At 24.8% G+C, this 22328-nt stretch carries 22 protein-coding genes and 1 tRNA gene; 9 read left to right on the forward strand and 14 right to left on the reverse strand.

Going from position 1 to position 22328, the window contains the following annotated elements; all coding sequences use genetic code 4:
- Window positions 1–6: 6 nt before the first annotated feature.
- The 3 genes from AC6I4F_RS04835 to AC6I4F_RS04845 all read right to left on the reverse strand — a co-directional run bounded on the left by AC6I4F_RS04835 (window position 7) and on the right by AC6I4F_RS04845 (window position 764).
- Window positions 7–303 (reverse strand): hypothetical protein, encoded by a 297-nt coding sequence (locus AC6I4F_RS04835; protein ID WP_497874629.1) that lies wholly within the window; start codon window positions 301–303, stop codon window positions 7–9.
- A gap of 157 nt (window positions 304–460) precedes the next feature.
- A complete protein-coding gene (locus AC6I4F_RS04840; RefSeq protein WP_497874630.1) occupies window positions 461–583 on the reverse strand; it encodes a hypothetical protein in 123 nt (40 codons plus the stop codon).
- Window positions 576–764 carry a hypothetical protein gene (locus tag AC6I4F_RS04845; protein ID WP_497874631.1) on the reverse strand — a complete coding sequence of 63 codons (189 nt, stop codon included), beginning with the start codon at window positions 762–764 and terminating at the stop codon, window positions 576–578. Before AC6I4F_RS04845 ends, AC6I4F_RS04840 begins: the two co-directional genes overlap by 8 nt.
- A 1060-nt stretch (window positions 765–1824) precedes the next feature.
- On the opposite strand from AC6I4F_RS04845, the gene AC6I4F_RS04850 reads away from it, so the two are divergent.
- Window positions 1825–2307 carry a hypothetical protein gene (locus tag AC6I4F_RS04850; protein ID WP_497872963.1) on the forward strand — a complete coding sequence of 161 codons (483 nt, stop codon included), beginning with the start codon at window positions 1825–1827 and terminating at the stop codon, window positions 2305–2307.
- A gap of 1 nt (window position 2308) precedes the next feature.
- On the opposite strand, the gene AC6I4F_RS04855 is transcribed toward AC6I4F_RS04850, so the two are convergent.
- Window positions 2309–3022, reverse strand: a complete 714-nt coding sequence (locus AC6I4F_RS04855; protein WP_497872964.1) for a sugar phosphate nucleotidyltransferase — start codon at window positions 3020–3022, stop codon at window positions 2309–2311.
- Between the two features lie 10 nt (window positions 3023–3032).
- A complete protein-coding gene (leuS, locus tag AC6I4F_RS04860; RefSeq protein ID WP_497872965.1) occupies window positions 3033–5471 on the reverse strand; it encodes a leucine--tRNA ligase in 2439 nt (812 codons plus the stop codon).
- A 616-nt stretch (window positions 5472–6087) separates the two neighbouring features.
- Here leuS and AC6I4F_RS04865 point away from each other — a divergent pair.
- Together AC6I4F_RS04865 and AC6I4F_RS04870 are read left to right on the forward strand one after the other, a co-directional pair.
- On the forward strand, window positions 6088–6471 hold the full coding sequence (locus AC6I4F_RS04865) for a hypothetical protein (protein ID WP_497872966.1): 384 nt from the start codon (window positions 6088–6090) through the stop codon (window positions 6469–6471).
- A 47-nt stretch (window positions 6472–6518) separates the two neighbouring features.
- The gene (locus AC6I4F_RS04870; protein WP_497872967.1) at window positions 6519–7229 is read left to right on the forward strand and encodes a hypothetical protein; all 711 of its coding nucleotides are present in this window, start codon (window positions 6519–6521) and stop codon (window positions 7227–7229) included.
- Window positions 7230–7308: 79 nt separating this feature from the next.
- Here the strand turns inward: AC6I4F_RS04870 and AC6I4F_RS04875 are convergent, their stop codons facing one another.
- On the reverse strand, window positions 7309–7539 hold the full coding sequence (locus AC6I4F_RS04875) for a hypothetical protein (protein ID WP_497872968.1): 231 nt from the start codon (window positions 7537–7539) through the stop codon (window positions 7309–7311).
- Between the two features lie 71 nt (window positions 7540–7610).
- On the reverse strand, window positions 7611–8657 hold the full coding sequence (locus tag AC6I4F_RS04880) for an energy-coupled thiamine transporter ThiT (RefSeq protein ID WP_497872969.1): 1047 nt from the start codon (window positions 8655–8657) through the stop codon (window positions 7611–7613).
- A 373-nt stretch (window positions 8658–9030) separates the two neighbouring features.
- Here AC6I4F_RS04880 and AC6I4F_RS04885 point away from each other — a divergent pair, with 373 nt between their 5' ends.
- Window positions 9031–9219 (forward strand): hypothetical protein, encoded by a 189-nt coding sequence (locus AC6I4F_RS04885; protein WP_497872970.1) that lies wholly within the window; start codon window positions 9031–9033, stop codon window positions 9217–9219.
- A 110-nt stretch (window positions 9220–9329) separates the two neighbouring features.
- Here AC6I4F_RS04885 and lon read toward each other — a convergent pair whose 3' ends face one another.
- A complete protein-coding gene (gene lon / locus AC6I4F_RS04890) occupies window positions 9330–11714 on the reverse strand; it encodes an endopeptidase La (protein ID WP_497872971.1) in 2385 nt (794 codons plus the stop codon).
- A gap of 87 nt (window positions 11715–11801) precedes the next feature.
- Between lon and AC6I4F_RS04895 the strand changes: the two genes are divergently transcribed.
- Window positions 11802–11924, forward strand: coding sequence for a hypothetical protein (locus AC6I4F_RS04895; protein ID WP_497872972.1), 123 nt, complete (start codon window positions 11802–11804; stop codon window positions 11922–11924).
- Here AC6I4F_RS04895 and AC6I4F_RS04900 read toward each other — a convergent pair.
- The 4 genes from AC6I4F_RS04900 to AC6I4F_RS04915 all read right to left on the reverse strand — a co-directional run bounded on the left by AC6I4F_RS04900 (window position 11890) and on the right by AC6I4F_RS04915 (window position 15129).
- Window positions 11890–12663 (reverse strand): IS1595 family transposase, encoded by a 774-nt coding sequence (locus AC6I4F_RS04900; protein WP_497872973.1) that lies wholly within the window; start codon window positions 12661–12663, stop codon window positions 11890–11892. The genes AC6I4F_RS04895 and AC6I4F_RS04900 overlap by 35 nt on opposite strands.
- A 266-nt stretch (window positions 12664–12929) precedes the next feature.
- A complete protein-coding gene (gene tig, locus AC6I4F_RS04905) occupies window positions 12930–14240 on the reverse strand; it encodes a trigger factor (RefSeq protein WP_497872974.1) in 1311 nt (436 codons plus the stop codon).
- A 15-nt stretch (window positions 14241–14255) separates the two neighbouring features.
- Window positions 14256–15017 (reverse strand): DUF3196 family protein, encoded by a 762-nt coding sequence (locus AC6I4F_RS04910; RefSeq protein ID WP_497872975.1) that lies wholly within the window; start codon window positions 15015–15017, stop codon window positions 14256–14258.
- Between the two features lie 36 nt (window positions 15018–15053).
- Window positions 15054–15129 (reverse strand) — tRNA-Arg (locus AC6I4F_RS04915).
- A gap of 239 nt (window positions 15130–15368) precedes the next feature.
- On the opposite strand from AC6I4F_RS04915, the gene AC6I4F_RS04920 reads away from it, so the two are divergent.
- Both AC6I4F_RS04920 and AC6I4F_RS04925 read left to right on the forward strand, forming a co-directional pair.
- Window positions 15369–15725, forward strand: coding sequence for a hypothetical protein (locus AC6I4F_RS04920; protein ID WP_497872976.1), 357 nt, complete (start codon window positions 15369–15371; stop codon window positions 15723–15725).
- Window positions 15726–15912: 187 nt separating this feature from the next.
- Window positions 15913–16047 carry a hypothetical protein gene (locus AC6I4F_RS04925; protein WP_497872977.1) on the forward strand — a complete coding sequence of 45 codons (135 nt, stop codon included), beginning with the start codon at window positions 15913–15915 and terminating at the stop codon, window positions 16045–16047.
- Here the strand turns inward: AC6I4F_RS04925 and AC6I4F_RS04930 are convergent.
- Window positions 16025–16645, reverse strand: a complete 621-nt coding sequence (locus AC6I4F_RS04930) for an IS1595 family transposase (RefSeq protein ID WP_497872978.1) — start codon at window positions 16643–16645, stop codon at window positions 16025–16027. The two genes, AC6I4F_RS04925 and AC6I4F_RS04930, sit on opposite strands and share 23 nt — an antisense overlap.
- Window positions 16617–16886, reverse strand: coding sequence for a hypothetical protein (locus AC6I4F_RS04935; RefSeq protein WP_497872979.1), 270 nt, complete (start codon window positions 16884–16886; stop codon window positions 16617–16619). The genes AC6I4F_RS04930 and AC6I4F_RS04935 overlap by 29 nt, the downstream gene beginning before the upstream one ends.
- Window positions 16887–17008: 122 nt before the next feature.
- Between AC6I4F_RS04935 and AC6I4F_RS04940 the strand changes: the two genes are divergently transcribed.
- Together AC6I4F_RS04940 and AC6I4F_RS04945 are read left to right on the forward strand one after the other, a co-directional pair.
- Window positions 17009–17587 (forward strand): hypothetical protein, encoded by a 579-nt coding sequence (locus AC6I4F_RS04940; RefSeq protein ID WP_497872980.1) that lies wholly within the window; start codon window positions 17009–17011, stop codon window positions 17585–17587.
- 318 nt (window positions 17588–17905) lie between these two features.
- Window positions 17906–22255: a PolC-type DNA polymerase III gene (locus tag AC6I4F_RS04945; protein WP_497872981.1), complete on the forward strand. Its 4350-nt coding sequence runs from the start codon at window positions 17906–17908 to the stop codon at window positions 22253–22255.
- The last annotated feature ends 73 nt before the right edge of the window (window positions 22256–22328 follow it).

The raw sequence follows: 22328 nt of genomic DNA on the forward strand, positions 1-22328 counted from the left end.
TGTTATTTAAATTTCTATTTCTTGTTGAGTATTTTTATTATTTAAATAAACATAAGTTTTATTAGATATGTCAATGCCCAACTTTCTAATCAGTAAATAATAAGCCGTTAATTGTAATTTAATTCTTTTTAATATATCTTCATCAATACAAGCATAATTTTTATAATCAACTAAATAATATTTATTTTCTTTTTTATCTAAATAAACTAAATCTTGTGTTCCTGCAACTAAAGTATCAGTAATAGGTTTTTCTATAATAAATTCATAATTATTTTTATCTTTAAATTTTTCTTTTAAAAACATAAGTGATTTTTTACAATAAGAATAATTTATATTATTAGTTACTGGTTTTAATTTTTTTAATAAATTATTAATAATATTTTCTTGATTAATATTTTGTAAATATAATTCATTTAATTTATGAACTCATTTACCACGATTGGAAGCATTTTTTTAATACTTATGGTGCTATATGACTATAACCAAAACCTAAATAATTATCAATAATTCTCGAAACTGATATTAATTCTTTATCTTCTAAAAAATATTGATGAGTTTCTTTTTTAAAAATTAATTTACTCATATTCATTTAAACAAAATCCTTTGATATGATTATCAAGTTTAAAAATAATATCATCAATATTAATAACATTAGTTCTTTTAATAACTTCTGCTACTAATTCTGTAGTTACAATATCAAATCCAAAATATTGATTTATTATTCCTTTATTAATTGATTCTTGATTAACTGTAAATATTTTCATTTTTTATTTTTCTTTATTTTTGTTATTGTGTTATAATATTATTAATGAGGTATTTATTTATATATAAATCCCCTTTTCCTTTACTGTGTAGTGACTTAAAATATAGATAAAACAGGGGTTGTCGGTTAATTGCTTCCTTCTCGCTTGTACAAATCAATCTCAATTAAATTCACTTAACAATTCTATTTACATCTTAAATGCACGCTTTTATTCTGATATAGAAGTATTTACATTTTGTACTCACTATTAGACTTCTACGACAGTTTATTAAGTTTTAATCTTTAACAAACAAAGAACGATAGTTATATCGTTCTTTGTTATTTCTAAATCTATCTATTAAATTAATGCTCCCCATAAATTAATAAATATTAATTTATGAAAAATATCTATTGTCAGTAAGTATTATTAAACATAATAACTAAGATTTTAATTATTTTAATTTATGGATATTTTTTAAATTTATAAATGTTATTTAATTTTTCTAAATAACCTTTAATTTCAATATATTTATTTTTAAAATAAAATAATAAATTTAGAACTATATTAAAAATATATAAAATTGTAATTTTATTGCATGAGTTTTTATCTAAAATTAAATAATGATATTTAAATTTTCGGATTTCTTGATTTATGTTTGTTTATTTGTTTTTCTTCTTCAATTTTTTTTAATGTCTCTTCTTGTTTCTTAGCTTTTGCAAGTAATAAATCAAGTTTTCTACTTTCTTGTCTGCATCATATAATAATTTTGCTGCTTTTTCTTTATCATTCATAATATTTTTTCTCCCTTTCTTTCAAATATTTATTTTTAAAAATATCCAAAATACAGTATAAAATTTTAATAAAAATTAAAAGATAAAATAAATATTTTTAAATAAAATTATGATTTATTAACTCAAAAGTAAGAATGTTATTTTTTTAATTATTGTGCTTAAAAATTGAAAATATGTTATACTAACATCATAATAAACTAAATTATTAAAGACCATTAGGTTCGACTTATTCTTTTTTATTATATAAGTAAAACCTAATTATTTTTAAATAAAAAAGGATGTGAAAAATTATGTCAGCACAACAACAGCAACAACCAAATAAAGAAATTTTTGAGAAATTACAAGGTGAAAAAGATAAAAAAGAAAAAGCAAATACTTCTTCTGGTGGTATTAGTAGAAATTGAATTGTAAAATTTGCAAAAGATGTCGCTTATATTTCTTTTTTTCCATACATATGATTAAAAAAACTTTTAGTTTCACTATTTAATAATCGAACTAAAAAGCCTAAACTAAATCAGTCAGTTAATATTATTAAAAATAAAGATAATGTTAATCAAAACAATAATGTTTCTACAAATAGTAATGGACAAGTTAGTTTTAAAGAAGTAGATGCACTAGATCCAGAAAATGAAACAGTAGTAGAAACAACAACAGTAGCACTAAAATTAAAAGGTAATACTACTAATCCATTCCAAAATGTTGCACATAGTTGTAATCGTGAAGAAATTCCAGTAGTTTCAACAATAACTTCTGGAAAAAAATTAACTACTTAAATTATTTAAAATATTTATTAGTTCTTTCTAAATCAATAATATTATCAACATCCCAATGGCAATCAAATGATAAAACATAAGGTTTTAATTCAAAATTATGTTTAATACTATTACTAATTAAATATTTACCAACCATTGTTGTTTGCAATACAAGTTCTTGTTGTGGATTTATTAAATCCACAACAAGAACTTTTGCTCATTTTTTAGTAATATAACTTCATTCTCCTGCCAAGAAACTATCCTTTTTTTTACTTTTAATAATATCAATAATATTACCATCCTTGTTTAATTTATAACTTCAATCTTCTTTGATATTATCATGATCACGATTAATAGCGGCCATCATATTAGTTGAAAAATTATTTAAAAAAATATTTTTTGTACTAATCATATCACCAGAAATAATAAAAATATCATCTTGACCATTAAAATATGATGATACTAATGTCAAAGCATAACCACTATTATAATCAAGGAAATGTTGATTATTTATTAAGATTAATTTTGAATATTTATGAGTAAGAAAATTAAATTCATCTTTTAAATGACCAGTAATGACAATAATTTTTTTTAAATCATGTATTTCAATTAAATGATTAATTATACGTTCGATTAAAGTTAAACCTTTAAATTTAATTAACGATTTATGAACATTATTTGAGATAGGTTGTAATCTACTGCCAATTCCTGCTGCAAAAATAATAGCAACTTTCATTATTCCTCCTTTACTTAACAACAAAATTAACAATCTTATTTGGTATACAAATTGTCTTAATAATTGTTTTATCTTGCAATCAATATTTTACTTTTTCTTCATTATTAACTACTTTTAAAAATTCTTGATTATTTAAATTTTCTTTTACTACTAAAGTTATTTTCGTTTTACCATTAATCTGAATAGCAATAGTAACTTCACTAGTAATCAAAAATTTTTCATCATAACTTGGGAACTGACTTTTATTAATACTTTCTTTATTACCGAATTGAAATCATAATTCTTCGGCAATATGTGGAGCAAATGGATTTAATAATTTTAAAAAATTAACTAAATATTGTTGATAAATAGTTGGTGCTTTATAACAAGCATTGATAAAAATCATAAGTTGTGCAATAGCAGTATTAAAATTTAAATTGTTAATATCATTAGTTACTTTTTTTACAGTTTGATGATAAATCGTATCTAATGATTTATCATTCTTAGTAGTAATTTTTATTTTATACTCATCTTTATTAACAAGACGATAAATACGCATTAAAAACTTATAACAACCAACTAAACCACTATTTAATCACGGTAAAGACGCTGTTAATGGTCCCATAAACATTTCATATATTCGTAAAGTGTCAGCACCATACTCATTAATAATATCATCTGGATTAACAACATTACCGCGTGATTTAGACATTTTTTCATTATTTTCACCAAGAATCATACCTTGATTTACCAATTTTAAAAATGGCTCTTTAACATTAACTAACTTTAAATCATATAGTACTAAATGTCAGAAACGAGCATACAATAAATGTAAAACAGCGTGTTCTTGACCGCCAATATATAAATCAACCGGTAATCAATAGTTAAAACGTTTTTGCGCAATAGCACTATTAAAATCACAATAAGTACCATCATCATTTTTTAAAATATATGCTAAATAATATCAACAACTACCTGCTCATTGTGGCATTGTATTAATTTCTCTTTTTCCTTTTACACCATCTTTTCTAGTTACATGTAATCAGGAATTTGGTGCATTAGTTAAAGGTGCATTCCCCGAATTAGATGGCTTAATATTAGTCATTTTTGGTAATAATACTGGTAATTGTTGTTCATCTACTGTTGACATTGTACCATCTTCTCAATAAATTATCGGAAAAGGTTCACCTCAATAACGTTGACGAGAAAAAAGTCAATCTCGTAACTTATATGCAGTATGTACTTTTCCTTGTTTTAAAGTTAGTAATTTTTTAACAATTAAATTAGTAGTTGTTTCTAAATCCTTACCATTAATAAAATCAGAGTTAATATATTCACTAGTACCCAAAAATGGTTCATTTTTATTATTAGTTTTCATAATAAAATTGATTGGTAAATTTTTATTTTTAGCAAAAATAAAATCACGACTATCATGTGCAGGAACACACATAATTGCTCCCGTCCCATAATGATTTAAAACATAATCACCAACTCAAATTGGTAATTTACTTTTAGTAAAAGGGTGAATAGCATAACTTCCAGTAAAAACACCAGATTTTAAAGTATCATCTCCTTGACGCATTAAATCTGTTTTAGTTTTAGCATCTAAACAGTATTGAGTAACTGCTTGCGAATATTCACTAGTTGTTAAATCATGAATTAATGGATGTTCAGGAGCAAGTACTAAAAATGAAACACCAAAAATAGTATCAACCCTTGAAGTAAAAATAGAAACCTTACATTTATTATTTTCAACTATAAAATCAACTAGTGTTCCAACACTTTTACCAATTCAATTACGTTGTAATTCCTTAACACTATTTGGTCAGTCTAAATCATCTAATCCTTTTAATAATTTTTCAGCATACTTAGTAATTTTTAAAACCCACTGACGCATTGGTTTTTTAATAACTGGTAAATTACCACGTTCAGAAACCATATGACCATTAATGTTAATTATTTCTTCATTAGCTAAAACAGTTCCTAATTGTTCACAAAAATTAACTTCAACATCTTTAATTTCAGCTAACCCTTGTTCATAAAGTTTAATGAAAATTCATTGTGTTCACTTATAATATTGATGATCTGTAGTATTAACTTCTTTATTATAATCAAAACTTAGACCAATACTTTGTAATTGTTTACGAAAATTATTAATGTTTTGTTTAGTAAATGTCTCTGGATTATTACCTGTATTTAAGGCATATTGCTCAGTTGGTAAACCAAAAGAATCTCAACCAATTGGATGCAAAACATTAAAACCATTCATTATTTTAACTCGAGAAATAACATCAGTAGCACAATAACCTTTAGGATGGCCAACATGTAAACCTGATCCTGAAGGATAAGGGAACATATCAAGAATATATGATTTTGGTTTTTTATTATCATCAATGTTTGTTTTAAAAGTTTCATTTTTTAATCAATACTGCTGTCATTTTTTTTCTATTTGTTGGTGATTATAACTCATTTTTTTCTCCTTTAATATGTTCAGGTAAAGTAATCATAAAACCATAATATCATAATCATTTAACAAGTTGCAATGTTTACTTATTGATTAAATTATATTTTAAATATTTTGTTAATTATAAATCAATGTTATTAAACTATTTGCTAATATTTATTTTCTACAAAAAAGAAATATTTTTTATTGTATTTCAAATAAAATATACTATATAATTATCGTTAATATTAAATAAATTCAAAGGAGGATTCTATGAACACACAAAAAGTTTTAAATAAGTCTTTAAAACAAAAAACAAAGCAGCAAAAAATAGGCTTAGAAGAACTGGTGTGACTTTGGATTTAATTATACTTGCACAATAGTTTTTCCTATGTCTTTTATAGGAATATATTATTGAAATAATGGCGGAGTTGGATTACATCTAATCTGAATTATGATTTTAGGCGCTATAATGGCTAGTATTAGTGCATGTGCTTTTTTTAAAATGTAGTAAAGTTTATGCTGGTAATAATGGTTGGAGCATATATTTATGTTAGAGCAACTTTTGGTCGTTTTTGAGGATGAATAATTTGCTTTATGCAATATATCATTTTACCATACTGTTATTGGTGGTATTATTTCAATGTTTAGAATTAACTTAAACCAATTATCATTTTTTTCTTGATTACCTGATAGATGATCTAATTTATTTATTGATAGTTTAGGAATTACAGTTTATTGTTTGGTTACAAGTTGTATCTATTTTGGATTAAGAGGTTTTCGTTGATTTGTTAATATTTCAGGAATCATTAAATGACTGTCAACTTGTTTTTTGATTATTTGTTCCATTATTCTGGTAATCAAAAACGGCACTATAGTTTATCAACAAGCATTTGTTGGTACTAAACATCTTCATTTTACAATTAATATTTTTAATAATGCTTTTAGTAATTTTTTCTACTTTTTCTTTGGTTTTGAGACCTTTACTGTTATTGGAAAAAATGTTAAAAATCCTAATAAAATTTAGGTAGGGGAACAATTATTGTCTTATTTTTGACAACTATTTTTTATTTAATGATTACAATTTTAATTATTGGTACCATCAGTTCACAGGGACCTAATGGTAATAACGGATGAGCAAATGGTGGTAATAATTATAACCCAAATAATGTTATTGCTGGCATTGCTGGTACAACCTGTATCATTTTACTAGTTATTTGTACTTTATCAATTAAATTAAATGGTGTAATACAAATAGCACTATATTCTGGAGCTATGCTACAACCATTATCCAAAGAAGGATACATTAGTGAAAAAATAGCAAAATTAAATAAAGAAAATATTGCAATGTATGGTAATACTATTAATTTTATAATTACAATTATGGTTTGTATTATTATGCTAATAATTCCGGATTTAATTGGAATTAGTTTTAATTATAACAAAATGTTGGGATTTACAACTAATATAACAATCTTTGTTTATCTTTTTGTTATAGCAGCAACTTGTGTTATGGGTTATTATAAAAAAATAAAAATAAAAGTTATTGAATGAATTATGTTTATTATCTGTTTATTATTTTTAATTAGTCAATTCATTATTTTTAATTATAATATGATTCATGATTTAGTAAGCAACAAAGGAATCATATTAATTGCAATTGCGATTAAGTTTTTAATGTTTTGAGTATTTATTATAATTGCTACTATTATTTATTTTACTTATTATAAACCAAAAATAAAAAAAATTAATAACAAATCCAGAATATCAAAATCAATTAGATAAAGAATTTATTTTTAATTCTCATCTAGTAGTTAATTAAATTATTTAAAAATTATATTATCTTATTATCGTCAAAAATAAACTAAATGAGTTGCTGGTTTTTTACAAAAACAAGTACCAGTAGTAGTTGTACTTTAAATTTAGCATATGCTTGAAAATGTTCAGATCAACCAATATCAATTGTATGTTGAGCATGTTTTCCTAATTCAATTGCTACTAATACAACCTTTTTCTCATTTAATGCTTTATTCATTAATTTAATATTACCATCCATAATAATAATATCTTCTTTGATTATTTCATCATTTTTCATTATAATCACTCTTTCTATCAATTAATATTATAATGCTATTTAAAAAAGAAATAGTAATTACAATTACTATTCTAACGATATCTTTCTACATAATGACTAACTAAACCACGATAAATAAAAGGTATTGTTAACTGCATAATTGGATAAGTAAACAAAAAAATATGAATAAAATTGTAAACTAATGAGTAAAAAAGAGGATTAAATCCTGATCAAATATTTTTACTTCCGTCATCATTAGTAATTTGTGATCAAATAAAATATCCTGCTATTGTTTGTCAAAAATAAATAATTAAACAAACTAAAAAACAATGTAAAAAATAATTAATATAAGTAAAAATTGATTTATCATCTTTTAAATTAAAACGTAATAATGAAATAATAGCAGGCGTTGTCATTGGCAAAAAATAATCTAATAAATAACTTCAAGCATTAATAACATAACCACCACCAATAAATAATAATGACATTAAAGCACTAATCATACCCGTTAATCATCCACCTGCAAAGCCAATAATATAACTAATAACCATTAAAGGTATATATTTAATAGCAATACCGCCGCCGTATGGCATTTTTGGTAATAAATTTTGGTCCATAAAAGCACAAGCAATAGTTACACCAGTAAATAAACCAATAATTGTATAATCAATAACTAATCATCGTTTAATACCAAATGCAAATTTAAAATTAGTTCATCATCTTGTTTTTAAAATGGCAAAAGGTTCTTCTTTTTGTCATTGATAATGTTTAATTAAATTAAAAATTAATGCAATGGGATTGATACTAAAAATTGATAGTAATGTAATAATAACAATATTTTTATGCATATCTTCTATTTTAACTGTTCATGTAATAACAGATAATAAAATCGATAAAATTAATAATAAACAAAGAATTAATATTAAATAAATTTTACTACTATAAAATTGTCAACCAATAATAGTAGTAACTTTAAAAAAGTGATTAATACTACTAGCAGGTAAAATACTAATAATAACTGTTAATGTTAAAAGAGTAATTAAACTAAAAATGGCTGATGCTTTAATTAACATTCCTACCCCCAGTTTGCTTTTAATTTTATTATAATTGATAGTTGTTAATAGTTGTTCTTTAAACATAATAAAATGATAACTCCTTTAATTTATCTTACATAACAAAAAGGAGTTATCATTTTTTAAAATATAAAAAATAAAGTCTCCCTCAGCTAGTACTAACTAGATCAGGTTATATGTTATTTATCAGACAATGCCACTCCTGCTTTATATAATATATGCAAATTAATCCATATTTACTACTATTATAACATTCAAAATATTTTTTTATGATTTTTAGTTTAAATTAAAATTTGTTCTATTTTTATTTGAAATTTATTTTAAAAAAAATAAAATATATTCACTTCTTAAAAATAAGAAGTTATTGTGAAAAAATAAGGCTTTTATCTCCATTTATGTGATAAAATTTAAAAATAGTACATAAAGAGATAAAAACCTAATGAAAATACTTACTATTGGATTATTTAATTGAAATAAAAAAATAGAAACAAAAATAACTATTTTAACAAAAATCAAAGAAATTAAACAACAAAATTTAGTAAAAATAAATGAACTAATATTACGAATTAACAAAAAAAATATAATTAAAAGTGTAAATTCGGAAATTAATTTTTCTGTAACAAATTAAAGCAAATAAAATTTATCACAAATATAAAAAAATTTTATATAAAAAAAGTAAATACTAAAAACAAGTATTTACTTTTTTAAAGTTATAGTTATTAATAATTTAATTAGATTTTAACCTTCATCAATAATACTTGAAGTTGGTTTAATATTATTAATAGGTGAGTGAATTTTTGATTTATGTTTATTAAAAATAAAATCATATACTTCAGAATAAAATTCAACTGAAACAATATTTATTTTTTTCTTTACTTCTTCTGGAATATCTTCTAAGTCTTTTATATTAGCTTTTGGAATTAAAACTGTTTTTAGTCCACTACGATGGGCAGAAATTGATTTTTCTTTTAATCCACCAATTGGTAATACATGACCACGAAGTGTAATTTCACCTGTCATACCAATATCTTTTGATACAGGTCTAGTTGTCAGAGCAGAAATAATTGCAGTTGTTAAAGTAATACCAGCACTTGGACCATCCTTTGGCACTGCTCCTTCAGGAACATGGATATGAATATCATGTTCTGCAAAGAAAGTATCAGGAATATTGAAAGTAATAGCATTTGCTTTAATATAATCTAAAGCAATAGTAGCAGATTCTTTCATAACTTCACCTAATTTACCAGTTAATACTAAATTACCTTTTCCTTTAAAGTAGTTTACTTCAATTGGTAAGATATCACCACCATATTGAGTATAAGCAAGACCAGTTACCACTCCAATTTGTGATTCATTTTCTTTTTTAGTATAATCGAAAATTTGTTTTCCTAAATAATCTTTAACATTATCAGCAACAATTTCTTCAGTACTAATTTTTTTATTCAAAAGTTTAACAATAAATTTACGAGCAATTTTATTTAATAATCTTTCTAATTGTCGAACACCTGATTCTCTTGTATAATATTTAATTATTTCTTCAATTGAATTTGGTTTAAATTTTAACATTTTATTATTTAAACCAGTAATTTCAATAACACGAGGAATTAAATATTTTTTTGCAATTTCAATTTTTTCTAATTCTGTATATGAAGAAAGCATAATAATTTCCATTCGATCTTTTAATGGTTCAGGGATACCTTCCATATAATTAGCTGTTGCTAGAAACATAACTTGTGATAAATCATAATTTTCTTCAATATAATGATCTGAAAAATTAGCATTTTGTTCAGGATCTAATACTTCTAACATAGCACTAGCTGGATCACCACGATAATCAGATGACATTTTATCAATTTCATCTAATAAAAATAATGGATTAATAACTTTAGCACGTTTCATACCTTGGATAATTCTTCCTGGCATCGCACCAATATAAGTTTTACGATGACCACGAATTTCAGATTCATCTTTAACTCCACCAAGTGAAACTTTAACGAAAGTACGCCCCATTGCTTCAGCAATTGATTTAGCTAAAGAAGTCTTACCAACACCAGGAGGACCAACTAAACAAATAATTTGCCCTGGCATTGCCTTAGCCATTTTTTTAACAGCAAGATATTCAATAATTCTTTCTTTAACTTTTTCTAAACCATAGTGATATTTATCAAGAATTTTTTTTGCATTAATTAAATCAAATTTTTCTTCACTTTTTTGAAATCAAGGTAAAGTCATCATTCAATCAATGTATGTACGAATTATATTTGATTCACTTGAAGCTTGTGGCATATCTTCATAACGACTAATTTCTTCTTTAACACGAGTTTTGATTGCTTCAGGAAACTCTTCTGTTTCTAAACGTTCTAAATAACGTTTCATTTCATTAGACTTACCATCAATTTCTCCTAATTCTTCTTTAATAGCACGCAATCTTTCTCGTAAATAATATTCACGTTGTTGTTCATCAATACGATCTTTAATTTTAGCTGTTAAATCCTTTTCAATGGCACCAACTTGTTTTTGACCACCAATATCTTTCAATAATAAATCTAAACGTTTATTAATATCAATTTCTTGTAAAATTTCTTGGCGTTTATTGATAGTTAAAAATGGTAAAAATTGAGACATTTTATCAATAATTTCACTAACTTTCATTCCATCGGTGATTTGACTAATTACACCTTGTGGAATTGAACCATGAACATCTAAAATCTGTTGTAAATTATTTACAATTCTTTGGATCAACTTTTCTTCTAATGATTTTGAAACATTAGGACTAACTAAAGTTTCAGCATCTCCTGTATAAAATTTATCATCATAAAACTTAGAAACTTTAACTCTTTGTTGTCCATAAAAAGATACGGTAAGTGTACCATCATTATGACTTTTTTGAATTTGCACTTTACACAAAGTACCATGATTGTAGACTTCACTTAATTGAGGATTATCTACTTTTGGATCCTTTTGCGAAACTAAAATAATTTCTGAATTAAACTTAACTACCGATTCATTAATTGCCGCTACTGATTTATGTCTGCCAACTTCTAGTTCTATTTCAACTGTTGGGAAAACAAAACTTCCTCTTGTTACTAGTACTGGAATATTAGTAATATTTTTTATCTTCATTGTCTCACCTCAAATAATGTATTAACTGGATTATAATATAAAACATTAGCACTTGCAATACTTAATTGCTAAAATATCTAATTTTTGATGGCTTTTATCCCTTTATGTACTATTTTTAAATTTTATCACATAAACGGAGATAAAAGCCTATCTAGGAAATTATCCCCACATGTATCTAAATCAAACATAGCATTACAGTTTCAAAACTAGCTATCTTATTGAATTTATATGCAGCTTCTTTTGCATATAAATTAATATTGTGTTTTGAAACTTTTATGTGTGTTCGAAAAGTTCGTCGGATGTGTTTTCATGCAGATTCAATCTGGTTTGTGTTTACACCTGTTGATGACACATACCCAACTTCATGATTTACGATTTCATGTTTGTGATAGAAGTTTTTGAAACTTCCATATCCCTTCCAAGAATCCGTAAATAGACAACACCCAGTAGAAATGTGTTTCAATGCAAATCATAAAAGGTTTTTCTCATCTGCTTTTTTCAATACTTTCACAATTAGTTTGTTGCTGGTTTTCTCATAAACTTTAACAATCAAGGTTTTATTCAACAAGGATCTTCCTTTTTTTTTAAAACCTACATGTGAAATATACATTTCATCCATCTGTGCTGTGCCATCATCAATGAACTCTGCATCTTGATTCCAAATTCTAGTTCTGATTTCATGACCCATTCTTCAAGCTGTTTTATATGTCACACCCAATTCCCTTGCAACATCTGTTGATAGTATACCATGCTTTGTGTTTATTCATCTAAAGATAAGATAAAACCAAGATGTCAAAGGTGTTTGTGACTTGTGAAAAATGGTGTAATGAAGAAGAATAAATGTTTGATGACATTTCAAACATCTTATTCTTCTCAAATCAGAAACATTCAAACTAGAAGAAGCACACCTGATACATTTCATTACTTTCAACTTCGCTATATATTTCAAACAATCGTTTTCATTTTGAAATATGCTATTGAATTAATTTCAATTCATTTTTTCCTCCACACTAGTACATGTGGAGATAATTTCCTTTTTGATTTATACTATACTATTACAGCAGCACTTATTAATTCATATTTAATTTATACTAGTAATATTTTATTACATTTATTTTTTTTATAATTTTTACTTTTTGAAAAAAAATAAACGATAAAATAACCTAATTATTAAATTGGTAATTAGGTTATATAATAATTATCAAATTAAATTAATTAAGAAATTGTTGTTTGATTTTGGTTTTTACCGTTACTTTCTCATAATAAATCAAAGGCTTTATTACGTTTTAGGGTAGTAATCACTAAACTTAAATCTTTAATATTTGCTTTAACTTCTTCAATGCTTATTTTAAATTGGTCGGCAAATGTTGTTAATTGTTTTTGAACTTCTTCTTCGGTAATTTCTATTTTTTCTTGTTTAATAATTTCTTCAATAACTAAAAAATTCTGAAGTTGCATAATTGCATCCTTTTTTATTTCATTAATAATTTCTTCATGAGATAAACCGGTTGCTGCCATATAGTTTTCAATTGTAAAGTTTTGATTAGCTAATTGTTTTTTAAATTCATTTTTTAAACGTTCAGTTTCATTTTTAACAGCAAAATTTGGAATTATTATTTTTGAATCTTTAACAATTTTAGCAATAAGTTCTTCCATAAATTGTTCCTTAATTGTCATTGTTTTTTGTACTTCAATTTGTTTTTTAATATTTTCTAATAATTGTTCAGTAATAGTAACATCCGGAATGTTAACATCTTTTACTAACTCTTCTAAATCTTCATTAATAACTTTTGTTTTTATTTCGTTTAATTCAATTTCAAATTGTACTAATTGACCTTTTAAATTTGGAACATGATAATCTTCTGGGAAAGTTACTTCAATAGTTTTTTTAGATTTAGATTCCATACCTATCATTCCTTCTTCAAAACCAGGAATAAATTTACCAGAACCAATTTCTAATTCCATGTTTTTAGCTTCACCGCCAGGGAATTTTTTACCTTCTAAAAAACCAGTAAAATTAAAAACTGCAGTATCACCTTTTTCTAATTTTCCTTTTTCTTTTGGATTAAAAATAGCAAAACGATCTTGTAATAGTTTAATTTGAGTATCAATTTCTTCTTGATTAACAGTTGCTACAGGTTTTACTATATCAATACCACGATATTTACCAATAGTAATTTCTGCTGGTAAATCAAATAAAAACATTATTTCACACTCTTTAATAGTAGATTTTTCCACATTAACTTCGGGTTGATTAGTAGGCATTAAGTTAGGTTTTTGTTTTAAGGCAAAATCATAAGCAATAGTAATAACTGCTTTTGTTGCTGTTTGTAAAGTTTGTTCTTCAGTTACATATTTTTTAGCCATTTTAGTAGGAACTTTTCCTTTACGAAATCCAGGAATTTCTACTTGTGCAATCAATTTATTTTCAGCTTTTGCTAATTGATCTTTTCAAGGTTTAGCATCAATTGTAACATGTCATTTTCCAAGACCATTTTTTTCATCTTTTATAATATTTAATGTCATTTTTCAAATCTCTCCTTATGTAATTTGTTGTTTAATAATAATACTTAAGTATTTTTTTATTAAAGTAGTAGTAGTTTTAAATTTTTTAGCACTTTCTACCAATTTTACACTAATAAATTGTAAACTACAAGCACGAATATACAAAGCAGCTGCTAATGCTGCTGCTTGATTTTTATTAGGTAATTTTGGAAACAAATTCTCAAAATAACTATCCAATAAAAACAAGCAAATACCATAAATACCTGGATTATCAATATGAACTTCATCTTCAAATATTTTTGTAATCTTTAAATAAACCAGTGATTCTTGTCATTGTGTTATTTTTTTTGGATTAATTTTAAATGTATCATGACCTTTTATTACTTCTATTTGTTCATCAATACCTTGATTATTTAATGTAAATAATAGTTGTGTTTTATTTATATTATTTATATTTTTATTTGTAAGATAAATCTTAATTGTTGGCAAAATTAACCTAGCATTATGACTTTGTAAATAATAAAATGCCACCGGATGAAGATCTTCATCAAATGTATTCATTAATACATGACTTATTCTCTCTAAATTTCACTCATGACTTTCATTTTTACTATTTAATCTAATATGAGTAGTAATATTATGATGTAACTCTTGTAATGTAACTTCATGATGAATAGGAATATAAGGCATCTCTAATTCATGTTTGACCAACTTCATTGCTTGATCTCATTTATTTTCACTAATGAGGTGGTTAATTTTACTAATAATGTCTTGATAATAATTGTCATGATTTATCATTATTTAGTTAAACCTTCTTAGTATTTTAAAATTTAATGGCGCCCACGAGAAGATTCGAACTTCTGACCCCCGCCTTAGAAGGGCGGTGCTCTATCCACTGAGCTACGTGGGCATAACATTTACCATAAGTAATCTTAACTTGTTTGATTAAAAAATGCAATTATTAATTGGCTACTTTTCAATAAAATAATAATAATAATAATAATATATTTAATATTATTTTGATATTTCATTATGTACCTTTAAGTAATATTTTTATTTTTTTATATTATAATTTTTTTTATAATTTAATAATTGTTCATTCCTAATATAGAAATAATTTCTATATTAGTATTTTTATTAAATTAAATATTGAAAAAGAAAAGGAAGAAAAGTATTATTCCTAGTGAAATAAGTACAAAAAGAAAAGTAATTGCTGGTGTCACAATAACTACAGGAACATTAACAACAACTGCAGGAATAACAACAGCTTGTGTTGCTGCAGCACCTATGACTGGTGGTGCTTCATTATTACCAGTTGCTATTGGTACAATTGCTGTTGGTACAACTTTAATAGCTTATGGAATGGCTACTACTACAAATTTCGGAAGAAAAGAATCAAGAATTAACAAATTTTTAAGAACAAATCCTACTATCCCCACAGTAAGAGTATCAAAAAAAATGTTAATCCTAATGACATTAAAGAATCACGATTTAACGAATTTTTAACATTAAGTGGTTTTGTTTCTACAAAAAAAGTATCAAAAGCAAATATTACTCCTGATTACATTAAAGTATCTAATGAACTAGCAAATTCATCAAAAGAACCAGTTATGAGAACCAGAAGTTTAACAGTAACTTCTGTCTAAAAAAAATTACATATTCATTTAAAAAATATTAAATTATAATTCATAAAATGCATAATATAACAAAAATAATTAAGGCTTTTATCCCTTTATGTACTATTTTTAAATTTTATCACATAAATGGAGATAAAATCCTATCTAGGAAATTATCTCCACATGTATCTAAATCAAACACAAAATTATAGTTTCAAAACTAGGTATCTTATTGAATTTATATGCATATTCATTTCCATATAAATGAATATTGTGTTTTGAAACTTTTATGTGTGTTCGAAAAGTTCGTCGGATGTGTTTTCATGCAGATTCAATCTGTTTTGTGTTTACACCTGTTGATGACACATACCCAACTTCATGATTTACGATTTCATTTTTGTGATAGAAGTTTTTGAAACTTCCATATCCCTTCCAAGAATCCGTAAATAGACAACACCCAGTAGAAATGTGTTTAAATGCAAATCATAAAAGATTTTTCTCATCTGCTTTTTTCAATACTTTCACAATTATTTTGTTGCTGGTTTTATCATAAACTCCAACAATCAAGGTTTTATTCAACAAGGATCTTCCTTGTTGAATAAAACCTACATGTGAAAGATACATTTCATCCATCTGTGCTGTGCCATCATCAATGAACCCTGCATCTTGATTCCAAATTCTAGTTCTGATTTCATGACCCATTCTTCAAACTGTTTTATATGTCACACCCAATTCCCTTGCAACATCTGTTGATGGTATACAATGCTTTGTGTTTATTCATCTAAAGATGAGATAAAACCAAGATGTCAAAGGTGTTTGTGACTTGTGAAAAATGGTGTCATGAAGAAGAATAAGATGTTTGATGACATTTCAAACATCTTATTCTTCTCAAATCAGAAACATTCAAACTAGAAGAAGCACACCTGATACATTTCATTACTTTCAACTTCGCTATATATTTCAAACAATCGTTTTCATTTTGAAATATGCTATTGAATTCATTTCAATTCATTTTTTCCTCCACACTAGTACATGTGGGGATAATTTCCATAATTAATTTATATTATAATTATTTTATAATTTAATAAATGTTCATACCTAATATATAAATAATTTCTATATTAGGATTTTTATTAAATTAAATTTAAATGAAAAGAACAAAGATTAAAGGATATGCCTACAGAAAATCAAATATTATTTAGCAAAGCAGAACTTAAAGGACTTACTAAAACACAAATACAATCATTTACAAACAATGTCAATAAACAAGAAATTGATAAATTTATTTTAAGTATCATTAAAGCAAATGATAATAATGGGTTACCAATTTGAAGACAATTATTGCAACTATTAAGCCCATATCAAGTTTCAACAATTAATTCCGACTTAATTCCCTTATTTACAAAAAATAATTTACTGCTTTATGCTTTTTCAAAAAAACAAATGAAAGCACTTACAAAAATACAAATACAAGCATTTACAACAGAACAAATAAAAAATTTCAGTTATAATAAGTTTTCGCTACTAGAAAAAGGAATAAGAAAAGCATTAAAAACAATTAATAATCAATTAACAATAGAATATGATTTTTATGAATTTAAATTTCAAATTGAATCATTAACTCCAAAACAATTAGAATGATTTATTTCTAATCAAAAGGCAGCATTTACCAAAGAACAAATTCAATTTTTTACAAAAGAACAAAAAAATCTTTTAATAAACCATCTATACAAACATGAAATCAACAATTAAATTCAAATTTTAATGGGAATAATATAAATGATATTTTTGAAACCGAAACATTACCTAAAACGTAATAATCCAATACCACCTTCATGATAAAAAGTAATGCCTAAATATTAGGCATTACTTTTTATTGTAATTAAAATATTTTGTTTTTATTTTTTTATAACTAAAATTTCATACTTTTTTTATATAAGAATAAGAATTTTAATTAAGTTATAATTAAAATATGAAATTTGATTAAACATTAGAATAATGATTTAATATATTTTAATTAAAATATAGTTATTATTGTTAATTATTTAGTATTAAGAGAGGGAAAAATATATGAACCAAGATTTGCAAAAACTTTTTCATGAAATAGATTTTAATGATGTTAATAATGAATTTAATCATGCCACTATTAAAAAAGTACAATATTTTCATCATAATCAACAAGTAATAATTACCATCAACTTACCTAATTTTCTAACAACTACTACTTTAAAAAGTTTTGAACAACATTTTGAAAAATTACCTGTTTCGAATATTAGTGTTGATTTTAATGTTTCTCTTACTGCTGATGAATCAACTGTATTAACATATTTTCATTATATTAAAACTCATAAATTGCAACTATTAGCTGGCATTTATTATTCTTTACCCGACTCAGCAATTAATTATAAAAATAATATTATTACCATTACTATTCATAATAGTATTGAAGAGAAATTAATAACTAATGAATTTTTACAATTTATTAATTACTTTCAACAATATGGTTTTAAAAAAATTCAATTAAAAACTAAAATAAATAAAGGAGAGCAACCATTTATTAGTTATGAAAATGAATCTAAAACAGAAATTAGTAAAATTACCAACAATTTAAAAACTAAAATTACTAAAAATAATGTAAGTAAAAATTTTAGTACCACTACTTATCGCAAAAAAGCAAAAGTTAATTTAGAAATAACAGACCCAACTCATAGCATTAAAGATATCATTGGCGACGAACCCAATATTATTATTAGTGGTAAAGTTTTTAAAATTAATAAATTTTTAACCAAAACTCAAAAATGATTTTATTCATTTTGAATTACTGATTATAGCGATGCAATTACTTGCAAAGCATTTATTAATAGAGATCAACCAGATGAGAAATTTGATAATATTAAAGTTGATGATTGAATAAAAATCAATGCTAATAGTCGTTATGATAATTATAGTAAAGAACAAGTACTATGAATTGATGATTTAATTATCGATTTAAATAATAAAAATGCTAACAATAATGATGATGCTAAAACCAAAAGAATTGAATTTCATACTCATACTAAAATGAGTGCTATGGATGGTATTACTTCAGCAAGTGATTATATCAATCAAGTAGCTAAATGAGGACACCAAGCAATTGGTTTTACTGATCATTTAAATGTACAAGCATACCCAGATATTGCTAATGCTGCTAAAAAAAATCCAAACTTAAAAGTAATGTATGGTGTTGAAATGGATTTAATCCCCAATAATATTAGTATTACTAAAAATAATATTAATACATCATTATTAGATTTAGAATACATTGTTCTTGACTTAGAAACAACTGGTTTATCAACCAATTATCACGAAATTATTGAATTTGGTTATACAATTGTTAAAGACAATATGATTTTAAAACAAGATACAATTTTAATTAAACCAAATAATCCCGTACCTGAACATATTACTGAACTTACTAGTATTACCAATGTTATGCTAAAAGATAAACAAACATTACAACAAATATTGCCAACAATTATTGAAATAATTGGTAATAAAACAATAGTTGCTCATAATGCTAACTTTGACTTTGGTTTTTTACAAGCAGCAATGAAACAATTGGGTTTCATGCCTTTAAATAATCCTGTCATTGATACTTTGCAATTATCTAGAACAATTCTACCACAACTAAAATATTATCGATTAGGTACTATTTGTCGTACTTATGGCATTAAATATGATGATGAAATTGCTCACCGTGCTGATTATGATGCTAATGTATTAGCACAAGTATTTTTAAAAATGTTACAACAATTAAAAACAGAATTTAATTGTATTAATTTACAAGAAATTAATAACTTAATTAATGAACAAATTAATTATAAACTTCGTGGTGAACATATTACTATTTTTGCAAAAAATCAATTAGGTTTAAAAGATTTATATAAATTAGTTTCACTATCTCATACAAAGTATTTTTATAAAACACCAAAAATCATATCAGAAGCAATTAATGAAAATAGAAAAGAATTATTAATTGGTAGTAGTTGTATAAATGGTGCTGTTTTTGAAACAGCATTAAATAAAAGTGAAGAAGAACTAATTAAAATAATGAAATGATTTGATTTTATTGAAATCCAACCACCTGCTGTTTATAAACACTTAATACAGTTGGGAAATATTACTAAAGAACAATTACATGATACTATTAAAAAAATTATTAATAATGCTCTTAAATTAAATAAATTAGTAATTGCTACTAGCGATGCCCACTATTTACATCCCTATGAAAAAATGTATCGTGATGTTATTATTAATAGCAAAGCAATTGGTGGTTTATTGCACCCATTATTTGATCGTAAAGGTAAAGTTACATCATATCCTGATCAACATTTAAGAACTACTAATCAAATGTTAACAGAATTTATTTTTTTAGATGACCCTAATTTAATTAATGATATTGTTATTAATAATCCTTTGCAATTAGCTAAACAATTTGAAATGATTAAACCAATCAAAGATGGCTTATTTACACCAAGTATTGTTAATGTTGATACTAAATTACGTAATTTTTGTTATGAACAAGCATGAAATCGTTACGGTAATCCATTACCAACATATGTAGAAAAACGTTTAACTCGTGAATTAGATGCAATTATTACTCATGGTTTTGCTGTTGTTTATTGAATTGCACACAAATTAGTAGAAAAATCTTTACAAGATGGTTATCTTGTTGGTAGTCGTGGCTCAGTTGGTTCATCTTTAGTAGCTACTTTTGCTAACATTACTGAGGTTAACCCACTACAACCACACTATTTATGTCCACAATGTAAAACTAGTGAATTTATTAGTAATGGTTCTTATAAATGTGGTTATGATTTACCAAAAAAAATGTGTTCACAATGCAATATTGATTTAATTACTGATGGTCATGATATTCCTTTTGAAACATTCTTAGGATTTGATGGTGATAAAACACCTGATATTGATTTAAACTTTTCTGGTGAATATCAAAATAAAGCTCATGATTTTACTAAAGAAATGTTTGGTGAAAAAAATGTTTTTCGTGCCGGAACAATTTCAACAATTGCCAATAAAACAGCTTATGGTTATGTTAAAGCTTATGCAGAAAAAATTGGTCAATCAGATATGCGTGCAGCAAAACTAGAGTTACTAAGTCAAGGATGTGTTGGTATTAAAAGAACAACTGGTCAACATCCTGGTGGTATTATTGTTGTACCAAAAGAATATAATATTAATGATTTTACACCAATTAATTTTCCAGCTGATGATACTAGTTCTACATGAAAAACTACCCACTTTGATTTTAATGCTATTCATGATAATTTATTAAAATTAGATATTCTAGGTCATGTTGATCCAACAGCATTAAAAATGTTAGAAAATTTAACTGGTATTGATCCAAAAACAATTCCTAATCAAGATGAAAAAGTTTTATCATTGTTTTCTAATTTAAGTTCCTTAAATATTACTAGTGATGATTTACTTGGCGAAAAAACAGGAGCAATTGGTATCCCTGAATTTGGTACTGGTTTTGTTCGTAAAATGTTAAGTGATACATTACCTACTTCATTTTCTGAATTAGTACAAATATCTGGTTTATCACATGGTACTGACGTTTGATTAAATAATGCTGATGAATTAATTTCACAACAAGGTTTAAAACTAAAAGATGTAATTGGTTGTCGTGATGATATTATGACTTATTTAGTATATCAAGGCTTACCAGCAAAAATTGCTTTTAATATTATGGAAGATGTCCGTAAAGGAAAAGGCATTAAACAAGAATATGAAAAGTTAATGCAAGAAAAGAAAGTTCCTAATTGATACATTCAATCTTGCAAAAAAATTAAATATATGTTTCCTAAATCACACGCTACTGCTTATGTATTAATGGCATGAAGAGTAGCTTGATTTAAAGTTTATTATCCACATGAATATTATGCTACTTATTTTACAACAAGATGCGAAATTTTTGATATTAAAACTATGTTACAAGGTATTGGTGCTATTACTAATAAATTAAAAGATATTAATAACAGATTAAGAAAAAATGATGGTCAAAAAAATACATTTACTACTAAAGAAAAAGATTTAATCCCATTATTAGAAGTGGCATTAGAAATGAATGCTAGAAATATTAAATTTAGCAATATTAGTTTAGAACATTCTGATGCTAAACTTTTTCAAGTTAAAGTAATAAATGGTGAAAAACAAATTTTACCACCATTTATTACTTTAGATGGATTGGGTGAAATTGTGGCTAATTCAATTGTTAAAGCAAGGAGTGAACAAGCAATTACTTCAAAAAATGATTTACAACTACGAACTAATATTACTAAAACTAATTATCAACTATTAAATGAGTTAGGAGTATTAGAACATTTAGAAGAAAATACACAATTAATGTTAGAATTATAATACAAAGAAAAAAAGAAAAGATGTGGGATTATTATATATAAATTAAGTAACAAAGCCAACTTTTATATACGTT

This window comes from Spiroplasma ixodetis (genome assembly GCF_059729505.1).